The sequence below is a fragment of the Pseudomonas sp. 300 genome (assembly GCF_055803035.1).
The window spans coordinates 972,787-991,394 of sequence record NZ_JAVLRV010000002.1 but is presented as its reverse complement, the minus strand read 5'-3'; the positions used below and the strand labels follow the sequence as shown (position 1 = coordinate 991,394).

Genomic DNA, 18,608 nt, shown 5'->3' with positions numbered 1-18,608 from the left:
GTTAGATGATCGGAATGGACCGCCACACCGGCCAACCCATTTCCGGCATCGAGCACTTGCGGCAGTCCATGGGCGACGTCCTGGGCACGCCGCTTGGCAGTCGCCGGCACCGGCCCGAATACGGCAGCAAGCTCAGCGCTTTTGTCGACTTGCCCGTAAGCGCCGGCTGGAAAAGTTCGGTGCAAGCGGAGGCTGCCCGCGCCCTTGGGCGCTGGGAGCCGCGCCTGAAGCTGGAGGGCGTGCGGGTGCTGTCGGTGCTGGGCGGGAAAATTGATCTGAGCATTGCCGGTGAATACCTCGGCGACCGCTTTCTGTTGGAGGTGAGCGTATGAGTGGCTTGGATCTGTCGGCGCTGCCGGCACCGGAGGTGCTGGAGCCCTTGGACTTCGAAGGCACTTACGAGGAAGGGCTGTCCACCTTTCGCGGTTACATGGGCGACAACTGGACGGCCACCCTCGAGAGCGACCCGGTCACCAAGGTGATCGAGGTCGGGGCCTATATCAAGCTTGGCAACCGCGCCCGGGTCAACGACGCAGCCAAGGCCCTGCTGCTGGCCCATGCCATCGGCAGTGACTTGGATCAGTTGGGAGCGAACGTCAACCTGAAGCGCCTAGTGATTCAAGCTGAGGATCTGCTGGCGGTGCCGCCAGTGCCGGAGATCAAGGAAAAGGACGACCCGTTTCGTGAGCGCATCCAGTTGGCCTTTGAAGGGCTGACCACGGCGGGGCCGCGCAACAGCTACATCTTTCACGCGCGCAACGCTTCGGGGTTGGTGATGGATGCCACGGCGGAAAGTCCATCGCCGTGCGACGTTACGGTAACGGTGTTGAGTTCGGAAGGCGAAGGGGTGGCCAGCCCCGACTTGTTGGCCGCCGTCGCCGCGGCGCTAAATGATGAGAACGTGCGGCCGCTGGGTGATCGGGTCAAGGTGCAAAGCGCGGAGATTATTCACTACCGTATTGACGCCATTTTGCACATGAACAGCGCAGGTCCTGAGAGCGACGCCAGTCTGGCGGAAGCCGAAAAGCGCTTGGCCGCCTGGATCAACCCGCGCAAACGCTTGGGCGTGGAGGTCGCACGTTCGGCGGTCGATGCTCAGCTACACGTGGCCGGCGTTTCCCGGGTTGAGCTGACCGGGTGGGCGGATTTGGCCCCGACCAAGGCTCAGGCGGCGTATTGCACCGGCTACAGCGTGGTGCCGAAGGTGCCGGGATGAAGAGCCTGCTGCCGAGCAATAGCACGCAACTGGAGCGCGCCCTGGAGGAATCGTTCTACGAACGCACGATTGTCCCGCTACGCACGCTCTACAACGCTCAGACCTGTCCGGTGCATTTGTTGCCGCATCTGGCGTGGGCGTGGTCGGTCGATCGCTGGGATCACCGATGGCCGGAGGCAGCCAAGCGCCGGGCCATTGCCGCGTCGTATTACATCCATGCCCACAAGGGCACCATCGGCGCATTGCGCCGGGTGGTTGAGCCCTTGGGCTACCTGATCGAGATCGTCGAGTGGTTCAACACGGTGCCCGAAGGGGTGCCCGGCACCTTTGCGCTCAAGGTCGGCGTACTGGACACCGGGATCACCGAGGAAATGTATCAGGAGCTGGATCGCCTGATCGACGATGCCAAGCCTGTCAGTCGCAAGCTGACCGGGTTGGCGATCAGCCTCGAAACTCAGGGCAATTTGAACATTGCCGTTTCCCTTTTCGAGGGCGACGAAATCGACGTCTACCCGCCGGTGATGCGTGACATCGAGGTCACGGGCCGCTTTGGCGTGGTCGGTCGCGAACACTCCATAGACACCCTGGACGTTTATTATGATTGATGCGAATTCGAAGTTTTTTGCGATCCTCACGAACGTGGGGATGGTCAAGCAGGCGAACGCCGACGCGCTCGGCATTCCCTGGAAGATCACCGACATGGGCGTGGGGGATGCCAGCGGCACCGACCCGATCCCTAATGCAGCGCAAACCAAGCTGATTAATGAATGGCGCCGCCGTCCGCTGAATCAGCTCAAGATCGACCCGAACAATCCGGCGGTGATCATCGCCGAGCAGATCATTCCGGCCGATGAGGGCGGCAAGTGGATTCGCGAAATCGGTCTGTACGACGCGGACGGGGATCTGGTGGCGGTGGCCAACTGCGCGCCGAGCTTCAAGCCGGCCCTGTCGCAAGGTTCGGGCCGCACGCAAATCGTGCGCATGAACTTCATCGTCACCAGTGCCGGCAACATCACGCTAAAGATCGATCCGGCGATTGTGCTGGCTTCGCGGGCCTACGTGGATGCGGCGATTCTGGAGGTATTGCCGGCGAACAAGACGCCCGGTGTGTTCCGACGTGTCACCGTCAATAACCGTGGGGTGGTGGTGTCGGGTGATAACCCGGAAACACTGGCCGGTTTCGGGATCAAGGACACCTACACCAAGCCCGAAATTGATGCGATTATTGCTCACGCCTCGGCATTGCCGGTCGGTAGCATGGTGGCGTTTCCAGTGCACAAGATCCCGCCCGGGTTTCTGGAAATTAACGGCGGCGAGTGGCCCATTGCGCAATACCCGGATCTGGCGGCATTTTTGGGAACGGCGTTCAATAAGGGCACCGAAACCGCCGGTTACTTTCGGCTACCAGAATCGCGCGGCGAGTTCCTGCGGGGTTGGGACCATGGGCGCGGGGTGGATGCTGGGCGGGCGATTGGTAGTAATCAGGCTGATGATTTTAAGTCTCACGCCCACGGCACGGCTCTGTTCTTTGGTAAAGATACTGGGCCTATGGCGAACGGCCCTAACTCACCGTACACGTCAGGTGGCTACGGCGCTTTTGTGACTACCGCAACCGGTGGCACTGAAACCCGCCCGCGCAACTTGGCGGTGATGTGGTGCATCAAGGCCTGGAACGCGCCGATCAATCAGGGAAACATCGACATTGCTGCTCTGGCGGCGCAGGTTGCCGTGGCGACGCCTCAGGGCCATTTGTCTGGCTTCTGCCTTGTGATGAACGGCGCCTCGCCGGGCACGACAATCGACGTTGGCCCAGGTGTAGCGCGAGAGGCTGGGAACCCGGTTATTTCGTCTGCAATTATCAGTGGTGTATTGCAGGCGGCAGGTGGATGGTCGGCAGGAACTGGCGGCAACAAGCTCGATACCGGTGTTCGTTCGGCCAGCAAGTGGTATCACGTTTTCGCTTTGCGCCGCGTTGCCGGTGGAGAGGCCGACGTGCTGTTTTCCTTGAGCCCTACGGCGCCACAAATTCCGGCCGGCTATGAGCTGGTTTCTCGGGTGGGGAGCATTTGCACCGACTCGGGAGGGGTTATCCGACCTTTCGTGATGGATTTGATGCGAGGTCGTCGCGCCTTTCGTTGGGTTACGCCAATTTTGGATGTGGCTGACACATCGATCAATACCACCGCTGTTTCCTTCGGGCTGTCGGTCCCTACCGGTGTTCCTGTGGTTGTTCAGCTAAACGCATTTGTGTGGGCAAATAACATGCTTGTGTACCTCAGCGGGCTCGATACCGCTGATTTGGCTCCTGCGAATTTCGGTATTTATACGGGCTTTACCTGCGGTTTCGGGGTTATCACTGACGGCGCTTCTGACTCTGGAGGCATGCAGCTTTTCATCAAGACAAATGCGAGCGGCCAAATTCGGGCAAGAGGAAACGGGTCAGGGAAGGTTTCGTTGCTAACACTAGGTTGGGAGGAATAGTTATGCCATTTGTGCAGCGCAATGAAGTGGGATATGTAACAGGTCGGTTCGCCAACTCTCAGCCTGGTTTCGCCGAAGAGTATTTGCCGGACGATAGTCCAGATTTGTTTGCGGTAGAGCCGTCCACGCTTGTAAATATTGAGCGTGAATGGCGTGACGGTGCGCTGTCGGCGGTGCTGTGGTTGCGCGAGCGGCACCGTGATCAGTTGGAACTTTCAGATTCAGCCACGCTGACGGCCGAGCAATTCAACGAGCTGTTGGTGTACATGCAGGGCCTGCGCGACTGGCCTCAGTCGCCTGACTTCCCTGATACCCAGCACCGGCCAACGGCGCCGGAGTGGATCGCCGAGCAACACGAATAAACGCCCCGCACTGACGGGGCGTTTTCTTTTCCGTTACGCGTAACACGAACATCCCTGACAGCCTCGCTCACGCGGGGCTTTTTTGTTTCTGGAGATTGAGCCCTATGAGTTTCTATCACGGCGTCACCACCTCGCTGATCGATACCGGCGCGCGGACGATTTCGCTGCCGTCGTCGTCGATCATCGGTCTGTGCGACACCTTCACCCCGGGCATTCTGGGCGGCGGCAACGCGCTGGCCGGCGAGCTGAAACTGATCACGACCGAGCGTGAAGCCATTGCGGCGTTCGGGGCGGATTCGGCGATTACCAAAGCGTGCCAGGCCATTTACGTGCGCGCCAAAGCGGTGATCGTCGCCATTGGCGTGCCGAAGCTAGAAGACGCCGCGCTGCAAACCTCGGCCATTATCGGTGGCGTGCTGGCCTCGGGGCAGCGTACCGGTCTGCAAGCGCTGCTGGACGGCAAAAGCAAGCACAACGCCCAGCCGAAACTGCTGATCGCGCCGAAGCATTCCGCCACGCAAGCGGTGGCCACCGCCATGGATGCCCTGGCCGGTAAATTGCGCGCGATCGCCATCCTCGACGGTCCGAACACCACCGATGAGGCGGCCATGGCCTACGCCCTGGAGTTCGGCAGCAAGCGCCTGTACATGGTTGATCCCGGCGTAAAGTACTGGGACACGATCGCCAGTGCGACGATCGACGCGCCGGGCTCGGCGTGGACGGCGGGGCTGTTTGCCTGGACCGATGCCAACTACGGCTATTGGGCATCGCCGTCGAACAAGGAGTTTGTCGGCATCACCGGCACCACCCGGCCGATTGAGTATTTGGACGGTGACGAAACCTGCCGGGCCAACCTGCTGAACAACGCCAACATCGCCACGATCATTCGTGATGGCGGTTATCGCTTGTGGGGCAACCGGACGCTGTCCAGCGATCCGAAGTGGGCATTCGTCACCCGCGTGCGCACCTGCGACATCCTCATGGATGCGATTCAGGCGGGGCACAAGTGGGCGGTTGACCGCTCGATCACCAAGACCTACGTGCAGGACGTGACCGAAGGCCTTCAGGCATTCATGCGCGATCAGAAGAACGCCGGCGCGATCATCAACTTCGAAGTCTACGCGGACAAGGAGCGGAACACGGCCAGCCAGATCGAGCAGGGCAAAATTTTCTGGCGCATCCGTTTCACCGACGTGCCGCCGGCCGAAAACCCGAATTTCCTCATTGAAGTCACCAACGAATGGCTAACCGAAGTTCTTGAAACCGCCTAAGGGGGCCGCTCAATGATTCCTCAAGTTCTCACCAACTGCGCCGCGTTTGTTGACGGCGTGAGTTTCGCCGGCGACGTGCCGACCTTGACCCTGCCGAAGCTGACGCAAAAGGTCACCGACTATCAAGGTGGCGGCATGTCTGCGCCGATCGAGCTGGCCACCGGCATGGACAAACTGGAGGCGGCGTTTACTACCAACGGTATTCGCCGCGAGTCGCTGAAGTATTTCGGGCTGGCCGATCAGACCGCGTGCAACGTGGTGTTTCGTGCGGCCTATAAGGGTTTGAAGGGGGTGGTCACGCCGGTGGTGGTGACTATGCGCGGCGGCATCAAAGAGGTCGACATGGGCGACTGGAAGCCCTCCGATCCGGCCGAGATCAAGCACGCGCTGAAGCTCGTTTACTACAAGCTCGAAATCGACGGCCGCGTGATGTACGAGATCGATCCCCTCAACATGATTCAGGTGGTCGACGGTGTCGATCAACTGGCTGCTGAACGCTCGGCCCTGGGCCTTTAAGGACATTTGAACATGACACAAGTAAGCCTGACCAAGCCGTTGCCGAAGTGGCTGGAACTGACCGAGGACGGCGTGACCGTAACACTGGCCTACAAGGCCAATATCAGTGGCGTCCTCGTCGACAAGGTCACCATGCGCGCGCCCAGCGTGAAAGACATGGAGGCCGCTACGGTGGCCGGTGGTGGCGCGATGGACAAGATGGAAAAGAACCTGTTTTGCAGCTTGATCATGGCCACTGACGCGGACCTGTCGACCATGAAAATCAAGGACTACAACCGCCTGCAGGCGGGCTATTTTCGCCTGGTCGAAGAAGACGAGCTGTAACGCACACACGCTTAAGGCACTGGCCCGGCGCTTGGCCAAAGAGACCAGTTTCTCGGCGGCCGAGATCAAGGCCATGCCTTTTTCGGAAATGGTGTGGTGGCTCACGGATTGAGCCGCCTTTGATTGACCCGACGTATAGGGCACGCACATGGCGAACAAACTCGCGCTCGGACTGGTCATTGGCGGGGCGGTCAGCTCCACCGTGGGCTCGGCGTTCAAGGACGTCACCAGTCGCATCAAACGCCTGGAAGCCGAGGGCAAAAAAGCCCGGGTGCTGGAAAAGACCATTGGCGACACCATGCGGTTGCGCGATGAATGGCGCAAGGCGCACATGGCCGGCGACAAAAACGCCTCGGCGTTGCAACGGCAGCTCGAAAGCAGTCTCAGCAGTCTGAAGAAACAAGGGGTCGAGGTTCGCAATCTGACCAAGGCCTATAGCGCCATGGGGCAGGCCGCGGCCAAAGCCGAGTTAAAGGCCAAGGGTCACGAGCAACTTGACGAAGGCAAACAGAAACTCAAAAGCAGCGTGGGGCAGGCGGTGGCCGCGACGGCGGCGATGGCCATCCCGACCAAAATCAGCGCCGACTATGGCGCGATCATTCGTGACATTGCGATCAAGTCGAATATTGCCAACAAGCCCGAAGAGGGCGAAATGTCGAGAAAGATCATCGACACGTCGCGCGATACCGGCATGGCACGCAATCAGGTGGCCGAGGTGGTCAACGCCCTGGTGGGCGCCGGCATGGAGCTGGACAAGGCGCTGAAGTACGCCCCAACCGCGGCCAAGTTTGCCATTGGCCAAGGCTCGGACGGCGGCGAAACCGCGCGCATGATCAACGCCCTGGGGCAGAACGCCAAGATCACCGACCCGGCCGAGATGCAAAAAGCCCTGGAGGCGATCGCCTACCAAGGTCAGGCCGGCAGTTTCGAGGCGGCCGACATGGCCCGTTGGTTCCCTGAGTTGTTGGCGGGCATGGGCAAGCTGGGCATCACCGGCATGGATTCGGTGACGCAACTGGGCGCCATGCTTCAGGTGCAAATGAAGACCGCCGGCGGCGCGGACGAAGCGGCCAACAACCTCAAGAACTGGATGGAAAAGATCGGTTCGGGCGATACGGTCGAGGCCTACAAAAAGGCCGGGATCGACTATCAGGGCTCGATGAATACCGGTCTGCAAAACGGCAAGTCCACCTTGGAATCCAGCTTTGAGCTGGCCCAAAAATACATTGCCGCGACCGATCCGAAGAAAGCCGCGGCGATGGCCGAGGCCACGGCCAAGATCAGCAAAGAGACGGACCCGGCCAAAGCCCAGGCCATGATCGCGTCCCTGGAGAGCGCCTTGCGCACCGGCGACCTGTTCGCCGACATGCAGGTCAAGGGCGCGTTGACTGCGTTCATGCAGAACAAGGAGCTGTACGCCAAGCTGAAATCGGAGTCGGCCAGTGCCACCGGGATCTTGGACAAGAACCTCGAGGAGCGCCGGCAGTCGTCGGCGCAGAAGTGGTCGGAAATGGCCCAGGCCAGCGATGACGCCATGCGTGCGATCGGCGACGCGTTCCGACCGGTCACGGATACCGTGGCGGACGGGCTGACCTACGTCACCCAGGAGCTGAGCAAGCTGTCGGACGAATCGCCCAAGGTGGTGACTGGCATCGGTGCGGCCGTGGCGGCGGTGATTGCCTTCGGTGCGGTGATGGCCAACGTCAAGATGGCCAAAGGCCTGATGAACATTGGCCGCGGTTCGCTGATGGGCAATCCGAACATCCCGCAAAAGGTGATCGTCACCAACATGGGCGGCCTGGGTGGCGGTCTGGATGCGGGCGACCTCGATGCCGATGGCAAGTCCAAGAAAAGTGGCAAAGGCGGCAAGGGCGGTGGTCGTGGCGGGGTGGGCGGCGGTATCGGGTCCGTGGTGAAAGGTGCGGCCGTGGTGGCGGTGGTGGATGCAGGGTTTAAAGCCTACGACACCTATCAGAACGCCGAAACGCGGGACGAAAAAGCCGAAGGCTACGGCGCGGCCGCGGGCGGTCTGGCCGGTACGCTGGGAGGTGCAGCGGCCGGCGCCGCGTTGGGCACGCTATTGCTGCCGGTGGTCGGTACTGCGCTTGGCGGTCTGATCGGCGGTGTTATCGGCAGCATGGGCGGCGACGCCCTGGGCGGCTACCTCGGCAAGTCGATGTTTGGCAGCGACGACGCTCTAAAGCGTATGCCCGCGGCGGGTCCGTTGATGATGACCAATGCCGGCAAGGACATCCCGCCGGTGATGGCCAACATTGGCCAGTCGTTTGCCAAGCCTTCGGGGCAAGGCACCGGCGCGCTGCTGATGGCGCCGAAGCCCGGGGACGCCGCGCGGGCCATGATGCTGCCGGCCGCCAGTGATGACGCCGCCGCGGCGAAGCTGGCCGCCTCTGCACCCGACAAGGCCGAGGGGGTCAAGGTCGATTCCAAGGTGGACATTCAGGCGCCATTTACGCTGACGGTCAATGGCGACGTGAAGGACGCCGCGACGCTCTATAACCAGCTCAAGCCGTTGCTCGATCAGCACTATCGCGACATGGCCGGCAAAGTGAGCAGTACCCAGCTCTACGACGCACCGCACGTTTAATCAGGAGGGCATATGGAAGCGTTGGGCCAATTACAGTCGGGGTTGAAATACCTCGCCTCGGCCGGGGAAACCGGGCGGCGCAGCCTAGACGGCATGCTGGGGCCAATGAATGGCGCGATCGGCGAAATCACCGGTGCCGCGTCCGAGCTGGAGGATCTGCCCTTTGTCGGGCCCGCGATGGGGGCCAAACTTCAGCGCGTCATGCGCGGGGTGCAGGCGGCTCAGGCCAAGGTCGGGCAAGTGGTGGCCACCTACAACAAGGCCAGTCGCGCGCTGTCGGGGATGGACGAGCGCCTGGGTACGCTGAAGGAACAAGCGGGCAAGGCGGCAACGGCAATCAACAAGATCGCCGGCAAGGTCAGTCCGTCGCTGGCCAACGTCGTGCCCACCGGCGCGTTGGCCACCGATGGCACGCCGGCACCGGAGGCGGTGAAGCCGTTCCCGCACCTGCTGATTCTTCAGCCGCTCGATCCGAAGGCGCAGCCGTATTACTTCAACCTCGACACGGCGGCCTTTGACTCGCTGCGTCGCTCGACCGAATTCCGCTGGGCCTCGCAGGAGCGCCTGTCGCGCCGGCCGGCGCAGCAGGGGGTGGGCATCGGTGACGAGAAAATCACCCTCAAGGGCCAGATTTTCCCCGGGTTCAAGGGCGGACTGAAGCAACTCGACACGCTGCGCTCGATCGGCGGCCGGCTGCAACCGCTGACACTGACCACCGGCTATGGCGACGTGCTGGGCACCTGGTGCCTGAAGAGTGTCGACGAAGATCAAAGCGCGCTGATGCAAGGTGGCATCCCGCGCAAACAAGAGTTCACCCTGGAGTTCGTGCGCTATGGCGATGACATGCAGAACGTCTGACGGGGATCTGTTGGACACCATTTGCCATAACTACTACGGCCACCTGAACGGCAGTGTCGAGGCGGTCCTTGATGCCAATCAGGGGTTGGCCGACGAAGAACAACCGTTTCGCACCGGCTTGATTATCGTCCTGCCGGATCTGCCGAGCCCGGTCACTGAAGAAGTCACCCTCTGGGATTGATTCCGTCCGGAGACGCCGCCGGCGGCCGATCGCGTTACGCGTAACGAGCCCTTTCCCCCAAACCCGCCTTGAGCGGATTTTCTTTTGGACGCACGCCATGACCCCCATGTTTCGCATCGTCGCCGATGGGGCCGACATCACCGGCCTGATCAATGATCGGCTGATCCAGCTCAGCACCACGGACAAGCCCGGGATGGATTCCGACGAGTTCGAATTGCGTATTGATGACCGTGACGGGCTGGTAACGTTGCCGCGGCGCGGCGCCGGCATTGAGATCTACCTGGGCTATGCCGAGACGTCCCTGGCCCGCTTGGGCCGCTACGTGGTCGACGAGGTCACGGTATCGGGGCCGCCGGATACGATTTCCATCAAGGGCAAGGCCAGCGACATGCGCGGCAGCGGCAAGACCATTCGCAGCGGGAGCTGGGAAAACGTGCCGCTGTCGAAAATCGTCGCCGATATCGCCGCGCGTAACGGCTGGAAACCGGTGTGCCCGGTGACGACAAAAGTCGCCCGGGCGGACCAGCTCAGCGAATCCGATTTCAATTTCATCACGCGCCTGGCTAAGCAGTACGACTGCACGGCCAAGGTCGCGGACGGCAAGCTCTTGGTGATGCCACGTCAGGGCGGGCAAAGCGCGAGCGGCAAGGCCTTCGGCGCGATCACGATCACGCGCAAGGACGTCAGCCGCTGGCAGTTTCGCCTGGGCGATCGCAACACGCACGGCAAGGTGGCCACCAAGCACCAAGACAAGAAGGGCGGCAAGCTCGCGGTGGTGTCCCTGGACAACGACGACGCGCCGGCGGGCTTGCCCTCGGTGCACACCGATCGGCACATTCACCCGAACAAGACCGCTGCCGAGTCGGCGGCCAAGGCGCGCTTGGCGGCGTTCAACCGCTCCAGCGCCGGCGTGCGTTTCGAAATGGAAGGCCGGACGGATCTGTTTGCCGAGCGGCCGATTATTGCCCAGGGCTTCAAGGTCGGGCTCGATGGCGAGTATCTGGCCGACTCCGTCGAGCAGGTTTACACCCAAGCCGGCTGGTCGACCACGGTCGAATGCAACGGCGGCAACAAGGGCAAAGCCAAAGCCAAGGGCAAGAAGAAAAAGGAGGTGAAGCCGGTCAAGGTCGTCAGTCTCGCCTAGCGCTATCGCGTCCCCACTAACCCGCCGAGTGCGGTTTTTTTATGCCTGGAGTTTGTATGCCTCTCACTCAACCGCAGTTGCTGCGGATCTTGCCCAACGCCCGCCCTGTCGCGGGCGTTTTTGTGCCTGCCCTCAATCGGGCTATGGCGCGCTTTGACATCGGTTCGCCGGTGCGTCAGGCGGCGTTTCTCGCCCAGATTGGCCATGAGTCCGGCCACCTGACCAAATTGTCGGAAAGCCTGTACTACAAGGACGCCGAGCGCGTCGCGCAGCTCTTCAAGTACGGCTTTGACCTCAATCGCAACGGCCGGGTCGACGCTGCGGAGATCGAGGACGCCAAGGCCTACTTGCGCAACTCGCAGAAGCTGGCCAGCCGCGTCTATGCCGATCGCATGGGCAACGGCCCCGAGGCCTCGGGCGATGGCTACCGTTACCGTGCCCGGGGCGCGATCGGTATCACCGGCCGCGACATGTACCGGCTGTGTGGCCAAGCGTTGGGTTTGCCCCTGGTGGAGCAGCCCGAGCTGCTGGAGCAACCGGAGTTCGCGGCGTTGTCGGCCGCGTGGTTCTGGTGGGATCGTGGCTTGAACGAGTTGGCCGACGCCGGGCTGTTCGATCGCATTACCCGCGTGATCAACGGCGGCCACAACGGCGAGGCCGATCGCCGCGCCCTGTGGGCGGTGGCCAAGGAGGTGCTATGTCTGCCCTCGATCTGATTCCGCCGGCGCTGCGCGCCTGGGCGATCGCCTTGGTACTGCTGGCGATCGCGGCCGGCGCCGCTGCTGGTGCCTGGACGCTGCAAGACTGGCGTTATGGCAAGGCGCTGGCCGAGCAGGCCCGCCAGTCCGCCGATCGGGCTACGGCGCGCGTCGACGCGGTGCTGGCCACGCTGACGGCCGAACAAGCCAAACGCGCCGCCCTGGAGCAGCGCTTGAAACTCAACGATGAAACCCACTACAAGGAACTGTCTGATGCAAAGAACGCTCAGCAACGCCTGTCTGATCGCCTTGCCACTGCTGATGTCCGGTTGTCAGTCCTTCTCACCACCGCCGCCGGCCCCGGCGGTGCAGGCCGTAACGAGCTGTCAGCCGCTGCCCGCGCCGGCGGCGTGGTTCATGGAGGCACAAGAGCCGAACTTGACCCCGCGCATGCTCAACGAATTATCGGCATCACCGACGCCGGCGACCGGGGACTGATCGCGCTGGCGGCTTGTCAGGCGTATGTGCGCGAAATATCTCGCCGATGAGGGAAAGGAACTGAATTGTGCCAGCGATTACACTACTCCTGTGACTTTCCACCGGCGATAACGATATGTTCCTCCTTTTGGACCTGAACTTTCACATGTTTTAAAGATTGTTTTTACAAACCATACAGTGTCAGTGTCATAGACATCCACAGCCATCACGCGAGCTGAATTCTCAGCTGCCTGCTTGTCGTCATGCCATTCAGTTTCTAACTCTTCACCGGATGTTGTTTTTTGTGGACCGCCATAATTTATACTTACCAGCCGAACTTGAGAAATCCTAGATAGTCTTTTCCTTTGACGTTCAACCTTAGCGTCGTGTGCCTCGGTAAGTTCATGGTCTCGCTGTCGTACGGCAAGCGTGCAGGAGCTAGAGCAGGTAAATCCGGCAGACCTCAATGTTGTTTGATCACGAAATATTTTCGGCATTGAAGTTCCGCAAGCACTGCATAAAACTTTTTTGCAATTTATGCAGTTATGTGTCCATTTCATGCGCTTGTTACAAAGCGAGCATTCTCGGCCGAGCTTGTATCCCGCATATCCGATGACACTTGCCGCACCAGCGATGATGTATGGCAGCATGCCTACCTCCATTTATGACATTTATCGCAGAATTGTAGAGCTTTGAGTGGCCTTCCGCTATTACGAAGTGATCATTCAAGGTTGGGCGCTCGTGGCTGCGGTTCATCAGTACCAACTCTATGCGCTCGGCGGTCTGGCTCATTCGCTCCACTAAACAGGCTGGCCAGGTTACGGATGCCTTGCGTTCGTCGGTCCAGAATCGAGATCCGGCACTGATACGTCGGTTTGACCCTGTCCGAGCAGACCGGGCCAAGCTGGATCAATTCGGTGTCATTAGCAACGCAAGCGTCAACTTAATGAACTCCTCATTACGGTCGATCGCTTCCAAAGCACCGCGCACGTTGTCCGCGACTTCGGCGGCGCCTTGCTGCTCGACCCAGTTGGACAGTTCGAGTATGGCGGCCTCAAGGGCAAGCTGGTTTTCGTTGATTTTGTAGAGCAGGGAAGGGAGCAGGTCTGAATTTGGCATCGCGATTCCTCCATGAAAGAAGGTCATCGTAGCAGTGGAAATGTGGTGTGACACATAGGGAAATGAAGCAGTCGGCAGGACGCCGGAGGAGGGTAAAAGCAGGAAAGTTTTGTAACGGTTACCAAATAGTTTTGTAACGCCTCGAAAAATTGCCGCCGATTCTCAAACCCCAGAAACGAAAAAGCCCTGACTAATCAGGGCTCTAACGTATTCAAGATGGCGGAGGCGATGGGATTCGAACTCATGGACCTGTTACAGTCGACGGTTTTCAAGACCGTTGCCTTAAACCACTCGGCCACACCTCCGTTTGCGTTGCGGGCGCCATAATACCTGAATGAAACACACTGTCAAACTCTCTGCATGGCTTGTTACAGAGCGTCTGTTATGATCTTTGCGACTGAACGTTTCAAACCAACAGGAGTGTCGCCATGCGCGAACAGGATTACGCAGTTAATAACAGCGTGCAGGCTGAGCAGCTAGAGGTTAGCCGCGTCCTGCGCAACACATACGGCTTGCTCGCTCTCACCCTCGCATTCAGCGGCGTGATGGCGTTTGTCGCCCAACAGATGCGTGTCGGCTACCCGAATATCTTCGTGGTGCTGATCGGTTTCTATGGCCTTTTCTTCCTCACCAACAAACTCCGTGATTCCGCGTGGGGCCTGGTGTCGGCGTTTGCCCTGACCGGTTTCATGGGTTTCCTGCTCGGCCCGATCCTTAACCGTTACCTGGGCATGCAGGGCGGCGCGGAAGTCGTGAGCTCGGCCTTCGCGATGACGGCGCTGGTGTTTGGCGGTCTGTCGGCTTACGTGCTGATCACCCGCAAGGACATGAGCTTCCTCGGCGGCTTCATCACCGCAGGTTTCTTCGTGCTGCTGGGCGCGACGCTGGCGAGCTTCTTCTTCCAGGTCAGCGGTTTGCAACTGGCGATCAGCGCAGGTTTCGTGCTGTTCTCTTCGGTCTGCATTCTGTTCCAGACCAGCGCCATCATTCACGGCGGTGAGCGTAACTACATCATGGCGACCATCAGCCTGTATGTATCGATCTACAACCTGTTCATCAGCTTGTTGCAGATCTTCGGCATCATGAGCCGCGATGATTAATCGTCGTCCATGAGTAAAAAACCCGCTTCGGCGGGTTTTTTCTTGTCTGCGATTTGGCTAAAGGCTCACGCCATCGGCGGCAATCGGCGTTTGACCGGGGTTTTCTTGACGATGGCGGTGTTCGTTTCGGCGTGTGTGTTCAGGCGGTCGAGGAGGGTGTCCAACTGCTCCATCGAACGCACATGCAGGCGGGCGATGAAGCAGTCGTCGCCGGTCACCTTGTCGCACTCGGTGAATTCGGGAATCGCCTGGATCTGCCGCTCCACCTCCTGCAACTGGCCCGGTAACGGACGGATTCGCACGATGGCCTGGAGTTGATAGCCGAAATATTTGGGATCAATCTCCACGGTATAGCCCTTGAGCACGCCCCGTTCTTCGAGACGGCGCAAACGCTCGGCGACACTTGGTGAAGACAGGCCGCTGAGGTGTGCCAGGGCTTTGAGCGAACGCCGCGAGTCTTCCATCAACGCCGTAATCAGCACCTGGTCGATATCGTCAGTCATGGCGCAACCCCTGTAAGGCAATTAATCGAAACCGCCTTGATAAAAAAGGCAGATATCGAGTTTAGCCTTTTTTTTGCGCTGGAGAAGCCCCCCTGCGGATGGGCATACTTTGGGCTCAAACACAGGAGTCTGATGATGGACAACACACTTCGTCGCGGGTCATTCGAGATGACCGCCGCCATGCTGATTTCCGGAACCATCGGCTGGTTCGTGCTGGTGTCCGGGCAACCGGTGCTGGACGTGGTGTTCTGGCGCTGCGTGTTCGGCGCCGGCACCTTGTTGCTGATTTGCGCGGCGTTCGGCTTCCTGCGCCCTGGCATTCTGACCCGTACCACCTTCCTGCTGGCCGTGCTCAGCGGCGTGGCGATTGTCGGCAACTGGGTGCTGTTGTTTGCCTCGTACTCCCGCGCCTCGATTGCCATTGGCACGGCGGTCTATAACGTTCAGCCGTTTATGCTGGTCGGGTTGGCCGCGCTGTTCCTCAACGAAAAAATCACCCTGCAGAAGCTGCTCTGGCTGGGCGTTTCGTTTCTGGGGATGCTGGCGATTGTCAGCGCACACGGGCAACAGGGTGAGGGCGGCAACGATTACCTGATGGGCATCGGACTGGCGCTGGGTGCTGCATTCCTTTACGCGATTGCGGCGTTGATCATCAAACGCCTGACCGGCACGCCCCCGCACCTGATCGCGCTGATTCAAGTCAGCACCGGCGTGTTGTTGCTCGCGCCATTCGCGCACTTCTCGGCGTTGCCGCAAGCACCGAGCGCCTGGGCCAGCCTGGTGACCCTCGGCATTATTCACACCGGCGTGATGTACGTGTTGCTGTACGGTGCGATCCAAAAACTGCCGACGGCACTCACCGGTGCGTTGTCGTTCATTTACCCGATTGCGGCGATTTTCGTCGACTGGTTTGCCTTCGGCCATCGTCTGGAAATGCTGCAATGGATCGGTGTTGCTGCGATTCTGCTGGCTGCCGCCGGCATGCAACAAGGCTGGAGCCTGAAGTTTCGGCGGACAGTTACACAATAATCAGATGTTCCAGCGCGGCGCGGTCTTGGCCAGGCGCTGGCGCATCTCGCCAAGGTTGCTGGCCAGCTGCCGGATCAATAGCCGGTAGCCATCCAGCGGGTTATAGACCGGTGCGTCCAGGCTTGAATCAGCCGGCAGTTCGACGGGGCGACTCAGCCGCTGGGACGCGCCGGATTTCAGCGCCCGCGCCATCCCCACCAGTTGCACCCGAATCAGCCGATGCTCCGCTTTCAGCGCCGATTGCAGATGCGCCATTGCGTCAGGGTCGTTGGCATCCGGTCGGGTGTTGCCGAGGATTTCCAGGGTGCTGACACACATGCGCAAATGGCGCTGGATCGCATCGAGCTCGGTCATGGAAATCTTCACTTCCTTGGACACCGACGGCATCAACGAACGCAGTTGCACCATCACCGTGTTCAGGCGATTCATCAACTTCACGTGCTCGTCATCGGTGACGGGCTGTCCATTGATGATGCGCCCGTAAATCGTCGCGCAATCGCGCAGCGCATCGGCCAGGTTGTAGCGCCAGGAATACACCGCGTACAGCGGCAGCGCGAAGGAAAACGCCAGGGCCAGGGCAATGCCAATCAGGATGTCCACCCCGCGCCACAGCCCGTCGGTGACCGGATTATCGCCATGCCCGGCGACGATAAACACGGTGATCGCCGACAGCAGCGCCGTGTAACCGCCCTTGCCGATGGCGTGGTAAGAGAAGAATCCGCAGACCACCGACATCGCAAAATAGGTCAGCCACGGCATCCCGAGCCAGGCTTGTTGCGCCACCAACAACAGGCCGACACCGGCGCCGATCAAGGTGCCGATGGCGCGCTCGGCGGCTTTTTTGCCGATGTTGCCGTGGTGCTGCAAACCGCCAATCACCACCAGCATCGTCACCGACGCCCACTCACCGTGGGGCAGGTGGATGCCGGTAGTCAGTAGAATCGTCGCCAGCAACCCCAGTGATACGCGCACGGCGTGAATCAATTTGGCGTGGCGATAGCGCCGGTATGGATCCAGTAACGGACGCAGTACCCGGCGCAGCAGCGGTGGCAGTCGGTGGGCTCTGAATGTGCTCAGGCTCGTGCTCCTCAGAAGATGTAATCGGTGGTCAGGAAACTCGAGCTGCGGCCGCTGATGATCTCGCTGATGAGGTCCTTGTTGGTCTCCTGGAACTTGGTCGCGACCAGCGTACGAATCGAAAACACCCGCAGCGCATCATGCACCGACAGCGTGCCTTCGGCGGAATTCTTGCGGCCGTTGAACGGGAAGGTGTCCGGGCCACGCTGGCACTGGGCGTTGAGGTTGATCCGCCCGACCTGGTTGGCGAAGGTGTCCACCAACCTGCCGACCGCCACCGGGTTGGTGCCGAAGATACTTAGCTGCTGGCCGAAATCCGACTCCAGGACGTAATCGATCACCGTGTCCAGATGCCGGTAAGGCACGATGGGCACTACCGGGCCGAACTGTTCTTCCTGATAGACGCGCATCTGCGGCGTCACCGGGTACAACACCGCTGGATAGAAGAAGGACGCACGGGCTTCACCGCCATTCGGGTTGACCACACGGGCACCCTTGCTCACGGCATCCGCCACCAGCCCGTGCAGATAATCGACCTTGCCCGACTCCGGCAACGGCGTCAGGGCGACGCCGCTTTCCCACGGCATACCGGGTTTGAGGCTGGCGAGTTTGGCGTTGAATTTGGCGATGAACGCCTCGACCACGTCTTCGTGGACGAAGAGGATTTTCAGCGCTGTGCAGCGCTGGCCATTGAAGGACAAGGAGCCGGTGACCGCTTCGTTCACCGCGTTGTCCAGGTCGACCTCAGGCAAAACGATGCCGGGATTTTTCGCGTCGAGGCCTAACGCTGCGCGCAAGCGATGCGGTTTCGGGTGGAGTTTTTTCAGGTCGCTGGCGGCCTTGTTGGTGCCGATGAACGCGAAGATATCGATCTTGCCGCTGGCCATCAGCGCGCTGACCGTTTCGCGGCCGCTGCCGTAGATGACGTTGATGACCCCGGCCGGGAAGCTGTCTCGGAACGCCTCCAGCAGCGGACGAATCAGCAGCACGCCGAGCTTGGCTGGTTTGAACACGACGGTGTTGCCCATGATCAGCGCCGGAATCAGCGTGGTGAAGGTTTCGTTCAGCGGGTAGTTGTAAGGTCCCATGCACAGCGCCACGCCCAGCGGCACGCGGCGGATCTGCCCCAGCGTGTCCTGTTCCAGCTCGAAACGACTGGATCGGCGGTCGAGTTCCTTGAGCGCGTTGATGGTGTCGACGATGTAGTCGCAGGTGCGGTCGAACTCTTTTTCCGAGTCCTTGAGGTTCTTGCCGATCTCCCACATCAACAACTTGACCACCGCTTCGCGCTGTTCGCGCATGCGTCCCAGGAACGCTTCGACGTGCTGGATGCGTTCGGCCACGCGCAGGGTCGGCCACAGGCCCTGGCCGCGGTCATAGGCGCGGACGGCGGCGTCGAGGGCGGTCAGCGCCGTGTCGGCATCGAGCAGCGGCGTGCTGCCGAGGATCACTTGTTCGTCGCCATTTTCGCCCGTCAGGTACACCGGGCTGCGAACTTGGGCGAGGGGGCCGGACCAGGTTTTCAGCTCGCCATCGACCAGGTATTCACGCTGTTCGGTCTGGCCGTCGAGGCGGTACTTTTCCGGGATGTCGCTGGAATCGGGAAACAGGTTGCCGAGGATGTGGGCTGTGGTCATGTCGCTACTC

At 60.6% G+C, this 18,608-nt stretch carries 21 protein-coding genes and 1 tRNA gene; 16 read left to right on the top strand and 6 right to left on the bottom strand.

All coding sequences use genetic code 11. From position 1 onward, the window contains the following. Window positions 1-5 precede the first annotated feature (5 nt). The 14 genes from Q7W83_RS10880 (at window position 6) to Q7W83_RS10815 (ending at window position 12,204) form a co-directional block, all read left to right on the top strand. Window positions 6-332, top strand: coding sequence for a GPW/gp25 family protein (locus tag Q7W83_RS10880; RefSeq protein WP_473656009.1), 327 nt, complete (start codon window positions 6-8; stop codon window positions 330-332). After that, window positions 329-1,216: a baseplate J/gp47 family protein gene (locus Q7W83_RS10875; RefSeq protein WP_473656008.1), complete on the top strand. Its 888-nt coding sequence runs from the start codon at window positions 329-331 to the stop codon at window positions 1,214-1,216. The genes Q7W83_RS10880 and Q7W83_RS10875 overlap by 4 nt, the downstream gene beginning before the upstream one ends. After that, window positions 1,213-1,821 carry a phage tail protein I gene (locus Q7W83_RS10870; protein WP_150653584.1) on the top strand — a complete coding sequence of 203 codons (609 nt, stop codon included), beginning with the start codon at window positions 1,213-1,215 and terminating at the stop codon, window positions 1,819-1,821. The genes Q7W83_RS10875 and Q7W83_RS10870 overlap by 4 nt, the downstream gene beginning before the upstream one ends. After that, window positions 1,814-3,697, top strand: coding sequence for a phage tail-collar fiber domain-containing protein (locus tag Q7W83_RS10865; RefSeq protein WP_473656007.1), 1,884 nt, complete (start codon window positions 1,814-1,816; stop codon window positions 3,695-3,697). The genes Q7W83_RS10870 and Q7W83_RS10865 overlap by 8 nt, the downstream gene beginning before the upstream one ends. A 2-nt stretch (window positions 3,698-3,699) precedes the next feature. Next, window positions 3,700-4,059 carry a phage tail assembly chaperone gene (locus tag Q7W83_RS10860; RefSeq protein ID WP_473656006.1) on the top strand — a complete coding sequence of 120 codons (360 nt, stop codon included), beginning with the start codon at window positions 3,700-3,702 and terminating at the stop codon, window positions 4,057-4,059. Window positions 4,060-4,163: 104 nt separating this feature from the next. Then, window positions 4,164-5,330 (top strand): phage tail sheath subtilisin-like domain-containing protein, encoded by a 1,167-nt coding sequence (locus Q7W83_RS10855; RefSeq protein WP_473656005.1) that lies wholly within the window; start codon window positions 4,164-4,166, stop codon window positions 5,328-5,330. A 12-nt stretch (window positions 5,331-5,342) separates the two neighbouring features. Beyond that, window positions 5,343-5,846 (top strand): phage major tail tube protein, encoded by a 504-nt coding sequence (locus Q7W83_RS10850; protein WP_473656004.1) that lies wholly within the window; start codon window positions 5,343-5,345, stop codon window positions 5,844-5,846. A gap of 12 nt (window positions 5,847-5,858) precedes the next feature. After that, window positions 5,859-6,170 (top strand): phage tail assembly protein, encoded by a 312-nt coding sequence (locus Q7W83_RS10845; protein ID WP_150653580.1) that lies wholly within the window; start codon window positions 5,859-5,861, stop codon window positions 6,168-6,170. 148 nt (window positions 6,171-6,318) lie between these two features. Beyond that, entirely contained in the window at window positions 6,319-8,775 is a 2,457-nt protein-coding gene (locus tag Q7W83_RS10840) for a phage tail tape measure protein (protein WP_473656003.1), read from the top strand. Between the two features lie 12 nt (window positions 8,776-8,787). Beyond that, entirely contained in the window at window positions 8,788-9,633 is an 846-nt protein-coding gene (locus Q7W83_RS10835; RefSeq protein ID WP_473656002.1) for a phage tail protein, read from the top strand. Then, window positions 9,608-9,814, top strand: a complete 207-nt coding sequence (locus tag Q7W83_RS10830) for a tail protein X (RefSeq protein WP_150653577.1) — start codon at window positions 9,608-9,610, stop codon at window positions 9,812-9,814. The genes Q7W83_RS10835 and Q7W83_RS10830 overlap by 26 nt, the downstream gene beginning before the upstream one ends. A 97-nt stretch (window positions 9,815-9,911) precedes the next feature. Then, window positions 9,912-10,958, top strand: coding sequence for a phage late control D family protein (locus Q7W83_RS10825; protein ID WP_150653576.1), 1,047 nt, complete (start codon window positions 9,912-9,914; stop codon window positions 10,956-10,958). 56 nt (window positions 10,959-11,014) lie between these two features. Next, complete coding sequence (locus Q7W83_RS10820) at window positions 11,015-11,674, top strand: glycoside hydrolase family 19 protein (RefSeq protein WP_473656001.1); 660 nt, start codon at window positions 11,015-11,017, stop codon at window positions 11,672-11,674. Further along, complete coding sequence (locus Q7W83_RS10815) at window positions 11,656-12,204, top strand: lysis system spanin subunit (protein ID WP_473656000.1); 549 nt, start codon at window positions 11,656-11,658, stop codon at window positions 12,202-12,204. The genes Q7W83_RS10820 and Q7W83_RS10815 overlap by 19 nt, the downstream gene beginning before the upstream one ends. A gap of 27 nt (window positions 12,205-12,231) precedes the next feature. On the opposite strand, the gene Q7W83_RS10810 is transcribed toward Q7W83_RS10815, so the two are convergent. The 3 genes from Q7W83_RS10810 to Q7W83_RS10800 all read right to left on the bottom strand — a co-directional run bounded on the left by Q7W83_RS10810 (window position 12,232) and on the right by Q7W83_RS10800 (window position 13,557). Beyond that, window positions 12,232-12,783 (bottom strand): hypothetical protein, encoded by a 552-nt coding sequence (locus tag Q7W83_RS10810; protein ID WP_473655999.1) that lies wholly within the window; start codon window positions 12,781-12,783, stop codon window positions 12,232-12,234. A 259-nt stretch (window positions 12,784-13,042) separates the two neighbouring features. Continuing rightward, the gene (locus Q7W83_RS10805) at window positions 13,043-13,252 is read right to left on the bottom strand and encodes a hypothetical protein (RefSeq protein WP_473655998.1); all 210 of its coding nucleotides are present in this window, start codon (window positions 13,250-13,252) and stop codon (window positions 13,043-13,045) included. Window positions 13,253-13,469: 217 nt separating this feature from the next. Beyond that, window positions 13,470-13,557 (bottom strand) — tRNA-Ser (locus tag Q7W83_RS10800). Between the two features lie 123 nt (window positions 13,558-13,680). Between Q7W83_RS10800 and Q7W83_RS10795 the strand changes: the two genes are divergently transcribed. Then, complete coding sequence (locus tag Q7W83_RS10795; protein WP_007915443.1) at window positions 13,681-14,352, top strand: Bax inhibitor-1/YccA family protein; 672 nt, start codon at window positions 13,681-13,683, stop codon at window positions 14,350-14,352. Between the two features lie 65 nt (window positions 14,353-14,417). On the opposite strand, the gene Q7W83_RS10790 is transcribed toward Q7W83_RS10795, so the two are convergent. Next, complete coding sequence (locus tag Q7W83_RS10790; RefSeq protein ID WP_150639485.1) at window positions 14,418-14,855, bottom strand: Lrp/AsnC family transcriptional regulator; 438 nt, start codon at window positions 14,853-14,855, stop codon at window positions 14,418-14,420. A gap of 135 nt (window positions 14,856-14,990) precedes the next feature. Between Q7W83_RS10790 and Q7W83_RS10785 the strand changes: the two genes are divergently transcribed. After that, entirely contained in the window at window positions 14,991-15,884 is an 894-nt protein-coding gene (locus Q7W83_RS10785) for a DMT family transporter (RefSeq protein WP_150633872.1), read from the top strand. Here the strand turns inward: Q7W83_RS10785 and Q7W83_RS10780 are convergent, their stop codons facing one another. Both Q7W83_RS10780 and Q7W83_RS10775 read right to left on the bottom strand, forming a co-directional pair. Further along, on the bottom strand, window positions 15,885-16,928 hold the full coding sequence (locus Q7W83_RS10780) for an FUSC family protein (protein ID WP_150633871.1): 1,044 nt from the start codon (window positions 16,926-16,928) through the stop codon (window positions 15,885-15,887). 44 nt (window positions 16,929-16,972) lie between these two features. Beyond that, entirely contained in the window at window positions 16,973-18,598 is a 1,626-nt protein-coding gene (locus Q7W83_RS10775; protein ID WP_150633870.1) for an NADP-dependent glyceraldehyde-3-phosphate dehydrogenase, read from the bottom strand. Window positions 18,599-18,608: the final 10 nt, after the last annotated feature.

What these genes read in the sequence shown, in the direction of transcription:
- Q7W83_RS10830 (WP_150653577.1), top strand. Translation starts at nt 9,608, where the DNA reads ATGGCGATGACATGCAGAACGTCTGACGGGGATCTGTTGGACACCATT.
- Q7W83_RS10845 (WP_150653580.1), top strand. Translation starts at nt 5,859, where the DNA reads ATGACACAAGTAAGCCTGACCAAGCCGTTGCCGAAGTGGCTGGAACTG.
- Q7W83_RS10875 (WP_473656008.1), top strand. Translation starts at nt 329, where the DNA reads ATGAGTGGCTTGGATCTGTCGGCGCTGCCGGCACCGGAGGTGCTGGAG.
- Q7W83_RS10810 (WP_473655999.1), bottom strand. Translation starts at nt 12,783, where the DNA reads ATGCTGCCATACATCATCGCTGGTGCGGCAAGTGTCATCGGATATGCG.
- Q7W83_RS10815 (WP_473656000.1), top strand. Translation starts at nt 11,656, where the DNA reads ATGTCTGCCCTCGATCTGATTCCGCCGGCGCTGCGCGCCTGGGCGATC.
- Q7W83_RS10840 (WP_473656003.1), top strand. Translation starts at nt 6,319, where the DNA reads ATGGCGAACAAACTCGCGCTCGGACTGGTCATTGGCGGGGCGGTCAGC.
- Q7W83_RS10880 (WP_473656009.1), top strand. Translation starts at nt 6, where the DNA reads ATGATCGGAATGGACCGCCACACCGGCCAACCCATTTCCGGCATCGAG.
- Q7W83_RS10860 (WP_473656006.1), top strand. Translation starts at nt 3,700, where the DNA reads ATGCCATTTGTGCAGCGCAATGAAGTGGGATATGTAACAGGTCGGTTC.
- Q7W83_RS10850 (WP_473656004.1), top strand. Translation starts at nt 5,343, where the DNA reads ATGATTCCTCAAGTTCTCACCAACTGCGCCGCGTTTGTTGACGGCGTG.
- Q7W83_RS10865 (WP_473656007.1), top strand. Translation starts at nt 1,814, where the DNA reads ATGATTGATGCGAATTCGAAGTTTTTTGCGATCCTCACGAACGTGGGG.
- Q7W83_RS10805 (WP_473655998.1), bottom strand. Translation starts at nt 13,252, where the DNA reads ATGCCAAATTCAGACCTGCTCCCTTCCCTGCTCTACAAAATCAACGAA.
- Q7W83_RS10855 (WP_473656005.1), top strand. Translation starts at nt 4,164, where the DNA reads ATGAGTTTCTATCACGGCGTCACCACCTCGCTGATCGATACCGGCGCG.
- Q7W83_RS10835 (WP_473656002.1), top strand. Translation starts at nt 8,788, where the DNA reads ATGGAAGCGTTGGGCCAATTACAGTCGGGGTTGAAATACCTCGCCTCG.
- Q7W83_RS10785 (WP_150633872.1), top strand. Translation starts at nt 14,991, where the DNA reads ATGGACAACACACTTCGTCGCGGGTCATTCGAGATGACCGCCGCCATG.
- Q7W83_RS10825 (WP_150653576.1), top strand. Translation starts at nt 9,912, where the DNA reads ATGACCCCCATGTTTCGCATCGTCGCCGATGGGGCCGACATCACCGGC.
- Q7W83_RS10790 (WP_150639485.1), bottom strand. Translation starts at nt 14,855, where the DNA reads ATGACTGACGATATCGACCAGGTGCTGATTACGGCGTTGATGGAAGAC.
- Q7W83_RS10820 (WP_473656001.1), top strand. Translation starts at nt 11,015, where the DNA reads ATGCCTCTCACTCAACCGCAGTTGCTGCGGATCTTGCCCAACGCCCGC.
- Q7W83_RS10775 (WP_150633870.1), bottom strand. Translation starts at nt 18,598, where the DNA reads ATGACCACAGCCCACATCCTCGGCAACCTGTTTCCCGATTCCAGCGAC.
- Q7W83_RS10795 (WP_007915443.1), top strand. Translation starts at nt 13,681, where the DNA reads ATGCGCGAACAGGATTACGCAGTTAATAACAGCGTGCAGGCTGAGCAG.
- Q7W83_RS10870 (WP_150653584.1), top strand. Translation starts at nt 1,213, where the DNA reads ATGAAGAGCCTGCTGCCGAGCAATAGCACGCAACTGGAGCGCGCCCTG.